Origin of the sequence: Williamsia sp. 1138 (assembly GCF_002095435.2) — a bacterium.
In the GTDB taxonomy this organism is placed as follows: domain Bacteria; phylum Actinomycetota; class Actinomycetes; order Mycobacteriales; family Mycobacteriaceae; genus Williamsia.
Genome location: NZ_MJEJ02000053.1, coordinates 1 through 14,907, shown reverse-complemented (window position 1 = coordinate 14,907; position 14,907 = coordinate 1). Strand labels below are relative to the sequence as shown.

Genomic DNA, 14,907 nt, shown 5'->3' with positions numbered 1-14,907 from the left:
CGCCGATCACCGTTTCGAGTTAGCTTACCGTCCTACGATTCTTCCTATCGTTTGGTAGCGTGAGAATCAGACCCATGGCCAGTGCAATACAGCCGGTCATAGCGATCGCGATAGCAAGACCGGTACCGCCCATCGCGCCGACTACCGGGGCGATTGCCGCACCCAATCCAAACTGCAGTGCTCCTAGCAAGGCTGATGCGCTTCCTGCCGAGTCCGGGTGTAGCGAGAGCGCCAGTGCTTGCACATTCGGGATAAGAAAGCCAACAGTACCGATCAAGAACCAGACAACAATTCCAAAGATGATCAAACTGCTGTTATCTGTGGCAGATAAAGTGATCAAGGCCGTTCCGATTAATGAGCCAGCAGTCACCGCAGCGGTCGCAATAGTCCGCGGCGTCCACCGCCGCAGTAAGTGAATATTGATTTGGGACGCCAGAATGAGGGCTAGTGCACCGATACTAAAAACAACCGCGAAACTCTGCTCGCCGAGTCCGTACTCTTCTTGATATGCAAATGACGAGCCGGAGACATAAGAAAACATCGCGCCGATGCCGCAGCCTGCGGCCAGTGCGAAGGCGGAGAACTGTCTATCACCGAGTAAAACCCGATAGGTACTCAATATAGAGCGGAACGCCAGTGGTTGGCGGCTTCCCACTGGCAACGACTCTGGTAGATAGAACAGTGCGACCAATAAGGTTAAGATTCCGATTAGACCCAGAACGACGAAGATCCCGCGCCAGTCGACCACTGTGAGAATTGCTCCTCCAATACTAGGGGCGAGCAATGGTGCGGCCCCAATGACGAGAAGAAGACGGCTTAACATCACTGCAACAGTTCGCCCGCTATATAGGTCACGTACCATGGCGAGGCTTATGACCGCCGCGGCCGCCGCACCCAATCCCTGAAAAACTCGAGCGATTCCAAGTACTCCAATGGTGGGCGCGAACACAGCCAGGGTTGATGCGGCGATATTGACACAGATGCCGACTATCAACGGCCGTTTTCGTCCAAGCGAGTCCGATAGCGGGCCAACAATCAACTGTCCTATTCCGAGTCCGAAGAGAGTGCCGGCCAGCGTCAATTGCATCGTGGATGCAGATGCCCCCATTTCCGACCCGATGTCAGGTAGCGCTGGAAGGTACATGTCTATAGCAACAGGACCAAGGGTAGCCATCAATCCCAGGGCGATAATCATCGCCAACGTGGGTTCGTGTTCCGTCAGCGTGGGCCTTGATTTAGGACGATAATTTTTGCGGGACAGGGGTGAAACTATCTCCCCGTCATGAGCTATGGGCAGCATCGTCCCGTCGCTACGAGGTCTAAACTTCAAAGTTGTTGTCCTTCTCATGGTCGGTAAAGCTGCCTCGTGCAACTAGTGCACCGAGCCCTGGGGCGTCTCCCGCGTATGTGTTATTTTGCGAGGCAAGAGACGTGAACCGTGGTGCGCTAGAACAGCGCGACGGTTAGTGACTATTGCCATGGAAAGTTCCCGAAGTCCGTCGCGCGATGATGACGAACAGCTGCGCCTTCGGGTTTGTAGGGCACTTGCAGCGGTGTTCGCCGCCGATCACTCTTCGAGAATGCCGCGCCCGTGTAACCGCGCGTCGAGTTAGTATGTTCAGTACACTGACAGTGTAATCAGTCGTTCCGACGTAGGTCAACGCTCCCGTTTGCTGACGATCGCTAATGCCGCTACTCTCCGAGAGGTTCCACACCATGAGTCTTGAACTTGCAGGTAAGCGCGCTGTAGTCACCGGTGGCGGAACCGGGATCGGGTTCGCTATTGCGGCCGAACTTGCTCGCCAGGGCGCGTCGGTGGTCATCACTTCGCGGCGAAGCGATGTACTGAAAGACTCTGCGGAGAAGATCGCGGGAGAGACTGATTCTGACGTATTCGGTGTAGTATCCGATACCGGAAACGATGCGTCCGTCAGGGCTCTGGTTGACACGGTCACTCGTGCGTTCGGCGGCATTGACATCTTGGTCAACAACGCTGCGGAACAGCCAGCTCAGCTCGGGCCATGCTTCTTAGATGCCGACGACGAGCGGTTTCAGCGTCAGGTCAACGTGAAGGTGATCGGATATTTGCGGACCATCCGAGCGGTTGCTCCGCAAATGATTGAGAATCAGTGGGGCCGAATCATAAATATTAGCGGAACCGCTGCGCGTCAGACAGGTTCCCTGATTGGCTCAGTTCGAAACGCGTCGGTTGTTGCATTAAGCAAAAATATTGCCGACGAACTGGGCGGCCATGGAATAAACGTCAATGTCGTGCACCCGGGTCTGACCCGCACTCGAGATCACCTTGACCTCCAGCAGAAGGGAGAAGCCGGGGGCTTTGGGCCCGGGCGGACATCTGCGAATATTATCGGTCGAATTGTGGAGCCGGAAGAGGTGGCCTGGGTGGTTAGCTTTTTGGCTTCTCCTCGCAGCTCTGCAATTACTGGCGACTGCATCGTTGCCGGCGGCGGTACGCCAGGCCTCATCTTCTACTGATGACTGAGTCAGCGCGCACCTAGGTTGTGACGGCTTTGCGGGGCCGGGGGCGGACTTGGGACTGCCCCCACTCCGGTTGACGAGTGGGTCGAGCGTTTCAGGCCGCGGTTGCGGTCTGGTTGATTGTCTCAAACTCGATCGGAGTGAGTCTTCCGAGCCTGCGTTGGCGGCGCTTGCGATGGTAGGTCCGCTCGATCCAAATCACGATCGCCATCCGCAGCTGCTCACGGGTAGACCACCGTTGCTGGTCGAGGACATTCTTCTGCAAGAGCGCGAAGAACGACTCCATCGCAGCATTGTCACCGCATGCGCCAACCCTTCCCATTGAACCATGTAGTCCATTGCGTGACAGTCGCTTTACGAACTTCTTAGACCGGAACTGGCTGCCACGATCTGAGTGGACGATGGTGCCGGCCGGGTTGCGTTGATCGACAGCATTTTGAAGTGCCCGGACCGCGAGTGAGGCCTTCATGCGGCTGTCGATCGAGTACCCGACAATCGGAGTTCGAGTACAGGTCTTTGATCGCACAGAGGTATAGCTTGCCCTCGTCGGTCCAGTGTTCGGTGATATCGGTCAGCCACACCTGGTTGGGTTCGTCGGCAGTGAACTTACGACCGACGAGGTCATCGTGGACCGGCGGCCCCGACTTGCGGTTAAGCCCTCGCTTCTTGCTGAACACCGACCAAATCTGCTCCTGACTGCACAGGCGCGCGACGCGGTTTTCGCCGGCGGTGATGCCGTGCTCGGGTAGTTCGTCAGCGATGAACCGGTAGCCGAACATGGGGTCGTCTGCATGGATCTTTCGGGCGGCGTTGATCAGATGCGCATCGTCCCAGTCACGTTGGGACACTGGGCATTTACGCCACTTATAGAAGGCTTGGGTAGAGAATCCAAGCACCCGGCAGGTCACTGTGACGGGAATGCCGTCGCCAGCAAGGTCGAGGACCAGCGGGTACATCATTTTGGGTTGACGTTTTGCGACAGATAGCCCACCGCCCGGCGCATCACCTCCGCTTCCTGCTCAAGGAGTTTGATCCGTTTGCGGGCCTCGCGCAGCTCAGCAGACTCATCGAGCCCCGACGATCCGGCCTGCCGGTTGGAGTGGTTGATTCCGTCCTCGTGGTCGGCGATCTTGAGCCAGCGCTGTAAACAGGTTTCTGAGATCCCGAAGTCTATGGCGACCTGACGCACCGTCGCCTCGCCCTTGCGTGCTACAGCGATCACATCGGCGCGAAACTCCTTCGGATAAGGCTTGGGCATGTCGAACATCCTTTCACCGTGAGATCAAATCTCACAGGTCAGATGTCAACCAAAGTGGGGGCAGTCCCCTTCTTTCAAATCATCGATTGCTGGATGAGACCGATCCCAGCGCATCCGGTTACCGTTGCTGGCAGGTTCGCGGTGGTCGCGGTTAGCACACTGATCACCGCATTCTTCGACACCGGACTGGTCGCGGGCCCCGCGGCACTCGTTGCGGTGGACACCGCTGCCGTCTAACAGTCCCGCAGACGTGCGGTGCCCGTCGATGGCGTGTTGTCCCCCTGGACCGTGTCCAGGCAGTTGTCCTAGCATACGAAACCGGGTTTATTATCCCGAGGGATCCGCGCACCGATTGACTGCCTGCGACGAGGTCCCCTCAGCCCATCGCAGAAGTCAGGGATCGAGCGTTCGATCAGCGCGAGGGCCGATCGCAATGCTGTTGACCAGGTCCGGTGTAGCACAGCCGGCGATAGACCTGCCGTAGCCCAGACTTATTCCACCCTGCAGCAGACGCGCGCTAGATACGACCGCAAGCAGTTCTTCGACGCAATACGCCCAACGGACCCGCCTCCCATCATCCAGCGGGCGATCCCACCAGCTCCATTAGCCACCTTCAGGGTCCACACGCTGTTGAGGCTCCTTGCATCTGCGCTAATTGGATTTAGCGCAGTACTCCCGGAGCAAGATCACCGTCACTAATCGACCGTCCGGCCAACAGCTGCAGCCTGGACCCATGCAGTGAGACCCCGACCCGGCAAACCGGGTCGGGGTCCCGCGTTCGGTAGTGATCAGTCGATGATCGCTGTGGCTTCGACTTCCACGAGCACATCGGGTTCGAAGAGATAGTCGACTCCGATCAACGAGGCAGGTGGCATCGGAAGCGCTAGTCCTATCTCATCGGCGACACGTTCGACGCCGGCCATGAACTCTCCGATCTTGTCCGGCGACCAGTGCGTGACGTAGAACGTCAGCCGCAGGACGTCGCTGAACGTGGCTCCTGCGCCGACCAGCACGGTCGCCGTGTTGCGCAGCGCCTGCGCGACCTGTCCCGCCAGGTCACCCGGAGCAACAGGCGAACCGTCGGCCAGGCGGGCGATCTGTCCACTGACGTGCACGTGGCGCGATCCCGTACCCACCGCGAGGTGGTGATACGGCGTGGGTTGTGCATTCCATCGGGAGTCGAGTAACTGACGGGCACATTGTCTCCTTGGTGTGAAGCGGTAGGTATATCTCGGATACCTGGTACACCAAGGGCACTTCAAGGAGACGTGGTTTCATGACCGATACCCCCGGCGCGCCGGCTGAGCTCACCATCACCGCGCCACACCGCGAGTTACTCGATCAAGTGCTCGACAAGTGGTCGTTGGCGGTGCTCAACGAACTCTGCGAGCAGCCTTGCCGGTTAACAATCTGCGGCGGGCAATTCCGGCCCTCACCCAGAAGTCGCTGACCGCAACACTTCGCAAGCTCGAACGGAACGGAATCATCGAGCGGGTGCTACTGAGTTCCCGCCCGGTCGCGGTCGAGTATCGGATCACCCCACTGGGTAAAACGCGCCGTCCGCCGATCGACGTGATCCTGCACTGGGCAACCACGCACATGCCAGCTATCGAACGGGCGCGCACGAGTTTCGACGCTGCCGAGGACAGCGCGTAGTTGCTGCTGTTCAAACGATCAGAAGAGGTGCGCTGGAGACCAGCTATGCCCCGCCTCTGTAACAGAGTGCGGGGCATAGCAATGTCGTTCGCGTCAGCGAATGATCAGCCGAGCAGGCCGCTCAGGGACTCGGCGTTGTCGATGAGGAACTGAAAGATGTCGAGCAAAGCGATTTCGAAGGTCGAAGTCATCGTGAAAACCTTTCGCGTGTTCGTATTCCGCAGCCGAGTGTCGACCACGGTCGAGGACGGCCAGGCCGTGTAGCAAGCCTCCCGTCATCCGAAACGATTGTGGCACTTTTCCTTAGCCCCCGCACATGGCCGACGCACGAACATGTCGCGTGCGGAACTTTTCGAAATATACTGTTGCACAAACTTTTTAAACGCTTAGCGTCAACCTGTACACCAGAGCGTGACCTCCCGTGTACCTACTCTTGGCAAAGACGTCACTTCCGCGTCAGATGATGTTCGGACAATCGGTCCGGGTACATGTTCGCCCGGTGTTCACACCGCAGTACCGATCAATCATTCATCGAGCAACAGTCACCACCTAGCGTGACCACCAGCAAGACGTGATCGTGAAAACAGATGCGATTGCCGACTGGGTGTCAGTCGATCCCCAGTCATTCGTCCGCCTTCTGGAGGCCCCGTGTTGTACAGATCAGCGATCGCTGCCGCATGCCTCAGTGTCGCCGCGGCCGGAACCTTGGTGAGCACCTCGCTGTCGGCGGCATCGCCGGCCTCACCAGGCTCGTGTCCCGACCAGGTCACGTTCGCCGTGGGCGGCACCGGAGACACGCATTCGCAGCACGTTCCGGGTGTTCCGGCAGGCCCACGCGAGAACATCGACTATCCCGCATCCATTCGACCGATCGGCGTAGTCACCGGCAACGAATCGATCTCAGTGGGCACCGATGAACTCGACTCTCGGGCAAGGTCTTACCGCTCCCGCTGCCCCGACACCCACATCAACGCCCAGGGATACAGCCTGGGGGCTGTGGTGGTGTCAACGGTCTGCGACCGTTGGCAGATCGACAGCGTGATGAGCGGCAACACCACGTGTACCACCGTCGGCAACCCCATCCGCCCCCAGCGAGATGGGACGTCCGGCATCCTGGGGCAGCTCCCCCCGATCGTGCCCGGGTTGGCGGTCGACAGACACGACAACCGCGGCCCGATTCCCGTCACCGACGTCTGCAACTCGAACGACATCATTTGCAACGCACCCAATCCTGTCGTCAACCCGCTCGAGTTCGCCAACGGCATCCTCGGCTACTACGAGGGTGACCATGGCTATGCCCAGCCCATTCCGAACGACCCCGGTGACTACGTGTACTACCAGCAGCCCCGCATCGACGGTGCCCGCCCGACGACACCCGCCCTGCAGTCGCTACCCACCGTCCCGGTGGTCCTTGACGCCGTCGAACACGGGCGCTGGCCTGCGCCTTCAGATACCTTCACAGCGACACTCATCGATGCCGCGTTCCACGTGGCCGCCGAGCTGGCGGCCACAACACTTGTAGACCGAACTCTCGATTAGTCTGCCGGATCAGGTTTTCGGACGCTCCGGCGTGGCGATCACTCGGGCGAATGTCTGTCCGCGAGCCCGTCACGTCTCGTTGTGGCGAGCCCGGGCGCGACGACCGGCGTCGTCGACCAGCGACTGCGCGATGTCGCTGAGTTTGCGGTTGTCCTGTTGACTGATGACCCGCAAGGCGTCGAAGGCCTCGGCAGGCGTGTACCCGCTGCGGCTGATCAGGATTCCGATGGCGTGGTCGATCGTCGCCCGGTGCGTCAGGGCCTTCTCGAGGCGTTGGGCCAGCAACACCGCGCCGGCCAGTGCGCGCGCATTCTGCACCGAAACCGCTGCCGGCCCTGCGAACAGCTCGCCTAGTTGTTCAGCGCGTGTGTCGAATGCGTTCTTGGCATAGGCGTAGACGTTCATGGCCCCGATGACTCCATCGGCGGTGTGCAGTGGCAGCGACAGCACACTGTGAACCCCCAGCCGGCCAACCTTCGACCCGAACGTGGGCCACCGCGACTCCCCTCCCAACGACCCTGATCGCACGATTTCGCCGGTGCGCGTGGCGGTGATGCATGGCCCCTCGTCGAGGCCGAATTGGATGTCATCGATCTCGCGAACGAAGTCAGCGCCGGCGACGACCGTGTCGGGCCGGTCATCGTGAAGCACCGTAAGGCCGGCGCCGTCGGCGCCAGGGATGGCCCGGACCGCGAGCTCCGTCACCTGGGTGAGCGCATCGGCCAACGACAACGACCCGGTGGCCAGGTGGGACAGACTCGACAGGGCGCTGCGCAGATCGTCGTCGCTCTCGGCGGCCGCAGGCCTCGCGGGCTCGTGTTCAGTCATCGATGTCCTTGCGCGCGGTGCGAACTCAGATGAGCGTGGGTTGATTCAGCGGGCGTCGCGACACCTCACGCGCTTCGGCCTTGGTCAAACCGAACATCGTGAGCAAGCTGGCGGCCAGATCATCTGCAACAGTATCGGTGTCGAGCGACGGGTCTTGTTCGATCAGGTGGATACAGCCGAACAGGGCGCCCGCGGTGCAGGCCACCGCCATCGCGGTGTTGTCGATGTCGAGACGGCCTGACGCGGTGGCCGCCTCGAGGTCGCGGTAGGCACGCGGCGCCAACCCTTCGGGGCTGTCCAGGTAGCGAAAGCCCACCTGAATCATGGTGTGCGCCACCTTGGGATGAGTCGTCCTCATCCGCAGAGTCATTCGCACCCCGGCGGCGAAGACCTCTGCGGGATCATCGAGGCCGGCCGTCGCCTCGTCGAACAACCGGCCGTGGAGTTCGAGGACAGTGCTGATGGCGACCTCGAACAGCTCTGACTTACTGGTGAAGTGGTTGTAGAACGACCCGAGACCGACGTCAGCGAGGTTGGTGATGTCGGAGACGCTCGCCTCGGTGCCTCGTGGAGTGGCCAACAGATCGCACGCGGCATCGACGAGCGCCGCTCTGGTGCGCGCCTTGCGGCGCTCGAGTCGGGACTGCGCAACTTCCTGCATCGACCCAGCCTAAACGATTCAGTTCTGAACCTGATTCCAAGACTGAAGACCGTTGACGATGAAGACGTCACAAGTGACGATCGGTTCAGAAAGGTTGGTGATCCTCCATGACAGTTCCGGCACGAACAGCGCACAGCGATCTCCATGGCGAAGACGGCGCCCGTGCGAGCGATCCCCGAGACCGATCTGCCTCGCCCGTCGTCAAGGTGGTCGACCTCGCGTGGCTCGAGTTCGAGAAACTGAACGTCGCGCAGGCTGAACACTTCGGCCACGATTTCGGCTTCAGCACCGTCTCGCGGACCGCCGACGAGTTGTCGCTACGTGGCACCTGGTCGGGCGCGCCCTGCGTCCTGATCCGGCGGTCGCATCGGTCGAGGTTCAGCGGCCCGGCGTTTCGGGCCGCCGGAAAGGATGACCTGTCCAGGCTGTCCCGCGAATCCGGACGGCGCGTGTACCCGCTCGGTGATCTCGGTGGCTGGGCCATAGACCTCACCGACCCCTCCGGGATGCAGGTCCGGGTGGTTGCCGATATGACCGATCTGCCCGCGCTCCCCGACCAAGAACCCCTGACCTTCAATGTCAGCGGGAAGGTCGAGCGCTTCAATGCAGTTCAGCGTCCACCGTGTGAGCCGGCGCGGGTTCAACGGCTGGGGCACGTAGTGCTCGAGACTCCGCGCTTTCGCGAAAACCTGGCCTGGTACCAGGAGATGCTCGGGCTCATCGTCAGCGACTTCCTGTTCTTCCCCGGCCAACGCGATCGAGGGCCGACGATGGCGTTCATGCGCTGCGACCGCGGCGGCGACGCAGCAGATCACCACACCTTGGCGATGACGCTGGGGCCGATGTCGCGGTACGTACACAGCGCATATCAGGTGGCTGATCTCGATGCGGTCGCCGCCGGTGGCGCCTACCTGGCAGATCGGGGCCACCACCACGCGTGGGGCATCGGTCGGCACATCCAGGGCAGCCAGCTGTTCGACTACTGGCGTGATCCCGACCGGTTCATGGTGGAGCATTTCGCCGACGGGGACATGTTCGACAGCACCGTCGAGGCGGGATGGGCGCCGATGACCGCCAGCGGATTGTCCCAGTGGGGACCGCCCGTCACCCGCGACTTCCTCGGCGCCAACCCCGATCCCGAGCTCATCAAGGGAATGCTCACGGGTCTTCGAGACGACAACGAGTTCGATATCCATCGCCTTCTGGGCCTACTGAAAGTGGCACGTTCATGACCACAACCGTCTTGCGCACCGATAGTGGCTGGTGGGTCCAGCGCGGCGACACCGCGTACCCCATCCGCACCCCGGCAGAGACCACCGGCGAGTTGTTGGCCGACCGCGCTGCCATCGACGGGGCCGCCACCGGCGACGAATCCGACGCGACACCGGTGGAAGATCTGACTCTGCTCTCCCCGGTGACCGTGCCGTGCCGTGTGGTGGCGCAGATGGTCAATTACCGCAGTCACGCAACCGATTCCGGCATCAACCCTGTCCGGGTTTCGGCGACCTTCTTTCGCAAGACGTCCGGGTCGATCACCGGACCGTTCGACGACATCGTCAAGCCGGCACATGTCCAGCTGCTCGACTACGAAGTCGAGATCGGCATGGTTGCCGGCGCCACCATCGGGGTCGGCACGACCATCACCGCCGATAACCTCAGCGAGTACTTCGCCGGCGTGGTGATCACCAACGACGTCAGCGCTCGCGACCTCCAGCTGCCGAAAACCCAGTTCTACGAGTCGAAGTCGTATCCCACATTCACTCCGGCCGGGCCCCGTCTGGTGCTGCTCACCCACGAAGAATGGCGCCGGTTCGATCAGCTCCGCCTGCAGCTCTGGGTCAACGGCGAACGACGTCAGAACGGGCGCGTCGGGGGCGACATGATCATCGACCCGGTCAGCGCATTGGCCGTGCTGACCGGTTTCCAACGGCTCGACGCCGGAGATCTGCTGCTGACCGGCACCCCGGGCGGCACTGCGCTGTCCGCGCCGCCCAAGCCGATCGAGATCATCGGGGCGCTCATCCCACCGCACATCAAGTGGAAGACCTTCTTCAGGCGTCAGGCCTCGAACCCCAAGTACCTCAACGACGGTGACGTCGTCGAGGTTCGTATCGCGACAGATGACGGCGCAATCGACCTGGGGCGTCAACGTTGCCGGGTCAGATTTTCATGACCACCCCGATCGACCCCGTCGTCATCATCGGCGCAGGCCCCGTGGGGGTCGCCTGCGCCCTACTCCTTGCCCAACGCGGCATCGCGAGCGTGATCCTCGAGCGTCACCGCGAACCGTATGCGCTGCCGCGTGCGGTGCACCTCGACGACGAGGTGTTTCGCATTCTGCAGGCCATCGGCATCGCCGACGAGTTCGCGCCGAAGACCCGACCGATGCCGGGTATGAGGTTGGTCGACGGACGGGGGCGGGTGATGACGGAGTTCACGCGCGACACCGGTGACGGTCGCAACGGTTTCCCGCCGGACAGCATGTTCGACCAACCCGATCTCGAACGCATTCTTCTGCACAAGGCAGCGGAGGTCGACCTGATCGACGTGAGACGCGGCTGCCAGGTCACCAAAGTGAGCGGCGGTGCGCGGCCGGTGGTGTGCTATCGAGACCTCGCCGGTACTACCGCGGCCGTCGATGCGGTCGCTGTGATCGGTTGCGATGGGGCCAACAGCGCTGTGCGCGAGCAACTCGGTATCACCATGCGCGACTTCAGGTTCGACGAGCGATGGCTGGTGGTCGACGTGCTCACCCCGGCACCGCTGGACGTGTGGAGTGGCGTTCACCAGATCTGCGACGCCCACCGCGCCGCCACGTTCATGCCGGTCACCGGCAACCGGTACCGCTGGGAGTTCCGAGTTCACGGGGACGAAGACCTGGACGCACTGCGAGCAGAGGATTCCCTGCGACAGCTGTTGTCGCCGTGGCTGTCCCCGACCGCACTGGCCGAGTCCGAGATCATGCGACACGCGTCGTACACCTTCCGGGCGCGAGTGGCACATACCTGGCGCGACGGCAGGGTGTTCCTCGCCGGCGACGCGGCCCATCAGACTCCGCCGTTCGTGGGCCAGGGGCTCGGATCGGGACTGCGCGATGCCTTCAACCTGACCTGGAAGCTGGCCGACGTCCTCGACGGCGTCGCGCAGGACTCGCTCCTCGATACCTACGAATCCGAACGCAAACCACACGCCACCCGGATCATCGTGATGGCCCTGGTCGTCGGATGGGGCCTGACCGGTGGCCAGGACCGCCTCGCGTCCATTCGCAGGGCACTGGTCGCAGCGGCGTGCCACATCCCCCGGATCACGAGTGCGGTGCCCGACGCCAGCCCCGCACTGCGTCGCGGGCCGCTGGTCCGACGCCGCGGGTTTCGGTCGCGCCTCAACGGGACCCTTTTCCCGCAACCGTGGCTGCGGACACCCGACGGCGCCCGCCGGCTCGACGACCTGCTGGGAACGGGCTACGCGCTGATCACTCGCGGCCCCCTGCGTGACCACACCGCCTACCGACCAGCGGCGAACGGCCTGACGCATGTCGACGTGGATGCCCTGACGTGCGTGCCCTCGAGCAACCCGTCGCCGTCTGCCGTGATGCGCTCGCGGCACACCCACGCAGTACTGCTGCGCCCCGATCGTGTCGTGATGGCATCTGCCCGCACCAGCGCGGACGTAGGCGGACTGCTCTCCGCCTACCAGCGTGTACACCGCACCGACCTCGAAGAAACACCGGTATGACACTCGATCTCGCCACCCGACGCTCCGCACGACGACAGGCCCCGACGGTCGACATCGACCTGTACGGACACGACGCGCTGGTCAATCCCCAGCCGGTGTACCGGCAGATCCGCGACGCCGGTCCGCTCGTCTGGCTGCCACGGCACAACGTCTGGGCGATGGGGAGGTTCGACGACGTCCGCAGTGCGCTGCGCGACGACGCCACCTTTCGCAGCGGCAGCGGGGTCGCGGCCAACCCCGTGGCGAACCTCCTCGGACGCAAGACCGTACTGTCCAGCGACGACGACCGACACTCGATGCGTCGCCGAGTCCTGATGCAGTCGTTGACCTCCCGTGCGATCCGGCCGTCGCTGCCTGTCCTGCGTGATGAAGCTCGTGCCACCGTGGAACGGTTGCTCGAACGGGACACGTTCGACGGAATCGCCGATTTCGCCTCGCGCCTCCCGGTCGCCGCGGTGGCGGACCTGGTCGGGGTGGAGGTAGGACCCCGGCAACTACTGAGCTGGGGTGCAGGCACATTCGACATCCTCGGGCCGATGAACCGGCGCTCGCTGGACGCTGCCCCTACAGCACTCGGGCTGTGGCTGTACACACTGCGACTGCGCCGATCTCGGGTCACGCCTGATGGGTGGGCCAGAAGCGTCTTCGATGCCGCCGATCGCGGCGAGATCAGCAGGTCCGAAGCGCGCACCATGGTCATCGACTTCGTGGCACCGAGTCTGGACACCACCATCCTCGCGACCGGCCGGCTTCTCTGGAGCCTGGGAGAGAACCCGGATGTCTACGCCCAATTGCAGGCCGAACCCGAGTTGATCCCGACCGCTGTCGTGGAGGCGGTCCGCCTCTGCTCACCGGTCCGCGGATTCACCCGCACGGTAGCTCGCGACACCGTGGTCGACGGCGTTCGCCTCCCTGCCGGCGAGCGCGTCGTACTGCTCTATGCCGCCGCCAACATGGATGAACGCCGGTTCGACGACCCTGAGACATTCTCGCTGCAGCGCCGGGGCAGCAACCTCGGCTGGGGGCACGGCATGCACACCTGCGTCGGCATGCAACTGTCGAAGCTGGAGATGCAAACCCTCCTCCACGAAGTGCTCACCCGAGTAAAGGCCATCGAGGTCTCGGATCCGGTGCCGTTGTCCAACAACTGCCTCCAGGGGTTCGAATCGTTCCGAGCGAGATTCACGTGACGACGTACGGCAATTGACGTCGAGCCCGGCCAAGAAATACTCGGCAGCGTCAACGATCGGAGCCTTGTCGTGACTGGAGAGACCCACACACCCTGAGATCGTCCATCTGAGCGCCGATGAAGGGCATATTTCCGTTTGCCTGCGCTGATACGGACGATCTCAGGGCCGATCTGCAACGGCCACGGAAGTGGCACCCTGACCAGATGCGGGCGCTGAGGTGACCCTTGTGACCCCGACCACACGTGTGCTATTGATGTTACAGAGAGACGCTTTGCGTTTCATTGCATCAGCCTGCACTGACGGACGGGGACACGGAAATGGATAGTTTCAACAGACGAAAAGCCTTGAAAGCCGGCGGAGTATTAGGAGCCGCGGGGGCCGCGGCCCTGGTAGCGCCGGCAACACCGTGGACCTGGTCGCCCGCAGGTTCGGTCCCGGGCGTCGGCAGCGGCGCCGACCCCAAATACGTCTGGGACGTCGAAGCCGACCCCGTCGTTGCCGGACTCCTGGACCGAGGTGAAGTGCCCAAGGTCAACGAACTCCTCAAACACTGGACCAAGAACTCCCAACCACTGCCCGCCGGACTATCCAGCGAACTCCGCGACTTCATGGAACACGCCAAACAACTCCCCGACTGGGCCGACGAACAAAAACTCGTCAGCGCAGTCAACTTCAACCAAAAACGCGGCACCTACCTCGGCGTCCTCTACGGCTTCGCCAGCGGCATGATGAGCACCGTCATCCCCAAAGAAGCCCGCGCGGTCTACTACTCCAAAGGCGGCGCGGACATGAAAGACCGCATCACCAAAACCGCCAAACTCGGCTACGACATCGGCTCACTCAACGCCTACCAACCCGACGGCGAAATGGTCGTCACCTGCGTCAAAACCCGCCTCGCACACGCCGCCGTTCGCCATTTGCTACCCCAATCGCCGCACTGGGTGAACTCAGCACCCGAAGACATACCCATCAGCCAAGCCGACATCATGGTCACCTGGCACTCACTGCCCACCACGGTGATGCGCAACCTCACAAAGTGGAAAGTCCCCATCGCCGCCGACGAATCCGAAGGGTTCCTGCACTCCTGGCAACTGGCCGCGCACCTACTCGGCGTCGAAGACCAATACATCCCCTCCTCCTGGAACGAAGCCGACTCCCAAGCCAAACAAGTCCTCGACCCCATCCTCGCCCCCACCCCCGAAGGCATCAAACTCGCCGACATCCTCCTGAGCCTGGGCATGAACCTCGACCTCACCCTGCTCAGCAGACCCATCCTCGGCGCCCTCACCCGCTTCATGCTCGGCAACGACATCGCCAACTGGCTCCACATCCCCACCGAACCCGTATGGACACCACTACTCGAAACCGCCTGGGGCCCCTACGTCATCGTCCGCGAAGGCGGACTCGACCTCGGCGTACCCGAAGAAGCCTACTGGCTCTTCGACGAATTCCTCCGCCAATTCGTCCTGTTCTACATGTCAGAACTACGCATGCCCATCAACATCAGCATCCCCGTCATCAACAACCCCAACCACCCCTGA

10 protein-coding genes and 3 pseudogenes are annotated in these 14,907 nt (G+C 62.2%); 8 read left to right on the top strand and 5 right to left on the bottom strand.

Annotated features, from left to right (window positions below):
* Positions 1–19: 19 nt before the first annotated feature.
* Entirely contained in the window at positions 20–1,300 is a 1,281-nt protein-coding gene (locus BH683_RS25070; protein ID WP_084839022.1) for a multidrug effflux MFS transporter, read from the bottom strand.
* 416 nt (positions 1,301–1,716) lie between these two features.
* Here BH683_RS25070 and BH683_RS25065 point away from each other — a divergent pair, with 416 nt between their 5' ends.
* Positions 1,717–2,496, top strand: a complete 780-nt coding sequence (locus BH683_RS25065; RefSeq protein WP_084839240.1) for an SDR family oxidoreductase — start codon at positions 1,717–1,719, stop codon at positions 2,494–2,496.
* Between the two features lie 97 nt (positions 2,497–2,593).
* On the opposite strand, the pseudogene BH683_RS25060 reads toward BH683_RS25065, so the two are convergent.
* Positions 2,594–3,757: pseudogene (locus BH683_RS25060) on the bottom strand (IS3 family transposase).
* Positions 3,758–4,545: 788 nt separating this feature from the next.
* Positions 4,546–4,955, bottom strand: a pseudogene (locus BH683_RS25055) (RidA family protein).
* A 78-nt stretch (positions 4,956–5,033) separates the two neighbouring features.
* Here BH683_RS25055 and BH683_RS25050 point away from each other — a divergent pair.
* Both BH683_RS25050 and BH683_RS25045 read left to right on the top strand, forming a co-directional pair.
* A pseudogene (locus BH683_RS25050) lies at positions 5,034–5,413 on the top strand (helix-turn-helix domain-containing protein).
* A 648-nt stretch (positions 5,414–6,061) separates the two neighbouring features.
* The gene (locus tag BH683_RS25045; protein WP_168187119.1) at positions 6,062–6,952 is read left to right on the top strand and encodes a PE-PPE domain-containing protein; all 891 of its coding nucleotides are present in this window, start codon (positions 6,062–6,064) and stop codon (positions 6,950–6,952) included.
* 69 nt (positions 6,953–7,021) lie between these two features.
* Here BH683_RS25045 and BH683_RS25040 read toward each other — a convergent pair whose 3' ends face one another.
* Positions 7,022–7,780, bottom strand: coding sequence for a GAF and ANTAR domain-containing protein (locus tag BH683_RS25040; RefSeq protein ID WP_084839020.1), 759 nt, complete (start codon positions 7,778–7,780; stop codon positions 7,022–7,024).
* 25 nt (positions 7,781–7,805) lie between these two features.
* Positions 7,806–8,441, bottom strand: a complete 636-nt coding sequence (locus tag BH683_RS25035) for a TetR/AcrR family transcriptional regulator (protein WP_084839019.1) — start codon at positions 8,439–8,441, stop codon at positions 7,806–7,808.
* A 107-nt stretch (positions 8,442–8,548) separates the two neighbouring features.
* On the opposite strand from BH683_RS25035, the gene BH683_RS25030 reads away from it, so the two are divergent.
* From BH683_RS25030 to BH683_RS25010, 5 genes are all read left to right on the top strand, one after another.
* Positions 8,549–9,673, top strand: a complete 1,125-nt coding sequence (locus BH683_RS25030; RefSeq protein ID WP_084839018.1) for a VOC family protein — start codon at positions 8,549–8,551, stop codon at positions 9,671–9,673.
* The gene (locus tag BH683_RS25025; protein WP_084839017.1) at positions 9,670–10,614 is read left to right on the top strand and encodes a fumarylacetoacetate hydrolase family protein; all 945 of its coding nucleotides are present in this window, start codon (positions 9,670–9,672) and stop codon (positions 10,612–10,614) included. The genes BH683_RS25030 and BH683_RS25025 overlap by 4 nt, the downstream gene beginning before the upstream one ends.
* On the top strand, positions 10,611–12,176 hold the full coding sequence (locus BH683_RS25020; protein WP_084839016.1) for a bifunctional 3-(3-hydroxy-phenyl)propionate/3-hydroxycinnamic acid hydroxylase: 1,566 nt from the start codon (positions 10,611–10,613) through the stop codon (positions 12,174–12,176). Before BH683_RS25025 ends, BH683_RS25020 begins: the two co-directional genes overlap by 4 nt.
* Positions 12,173–13,366 carry a cytochrome P450 gene (locus BH683_RS25015; protein WP_084839015.1) on the top strand — a complete coding sequence of 398 codons (1,194 nt, stop codon included), beginning with the start codon at positions 12,173–12,175 and terminating at the stop codon, positions 13,364–13,366. Before BH683_RS25020 ends, BH683_RS25015 begins: the two co-directional genes overlap by 4 nt.
* Before the next feature lie 317 nt (positions 13,367–13,683).
* Positions 13,684–14,907, top strand: coding sequence for an oxygenase MpaB family protein (locus tag BH683_RS25010; protein WP_084839014.1), 1,224 nt, complete (start codon positions 13,684–13,686; stop codon positions 14,905–14,907).

Excerpts from the sequence above, each read along its gene's own strand:
- BH683_RS25070 (WP_084839022.1), bottom strand. The coding sequence starts at position 1,300 with ATGCTGCCCATAGCTCATGACGGGGAGATAGTTTCACCCCTGTCCCGC.
- BH683_RS25065 (WP_084839240.1), top strand. The coding sequence starts at position 1,717 with ATGAGTCTTGAACTTGCAGGTAAGCGCGCTGTAGTCACCGGTGGCGGA.
- BH683_RS25040 (WP_084839020.1), bottom strand. The coding sequence starts at position 7,780 with ATGACTGAACACGAGCCCGCGAGGCCTGCGGCCGCCGAGAGCGACGAC.
- BH683_RS25035 (WP_084839019.1), bottom strand. The coding sequence starts at position 8,441 with ATGCAGGAAGTTGCGCAGTCCCGACTCGAGCGCCGCAAGGCGCGCACC.
- BH683_RS25030 (WP_084839018.1), top strand. The coding sequence starts at position 8,549 with ATGACAGTTCCGGCACGAACAGCGCACAGCGATCTCCATGGCGAAGAC.
- BH683_RS25025 (WP_084839017.1), top strand. The coding sequence starts at position 9,670 with ATGACCACAACCGTCTTGCGCACCGATAGTGGCTGGTGGGTCCAGCGC.
- BH683_RS25020 (WP_084839016.1), top strand. The coding sequence starts at position 10,611 with ATGACCACCCCGATCGACCCCGTCGTCATCATCGGCGCAGGCCCCGTG.
- BH683_RS25015 (WP_084839015.1), top strand. The coding sequence starts at position 12,173 with ATGACACTCGATCTCGCCACCCGACGCTCCGCACGACGACAGGCCCCG.
- BH683_RS25010 (WP_084839014.1), top strand. The coding sequence starts at position 13,684 with ATGGATAGTTTCAACAGACGAAAAGCCTTGAAAGCCGGCGGAGTATTA.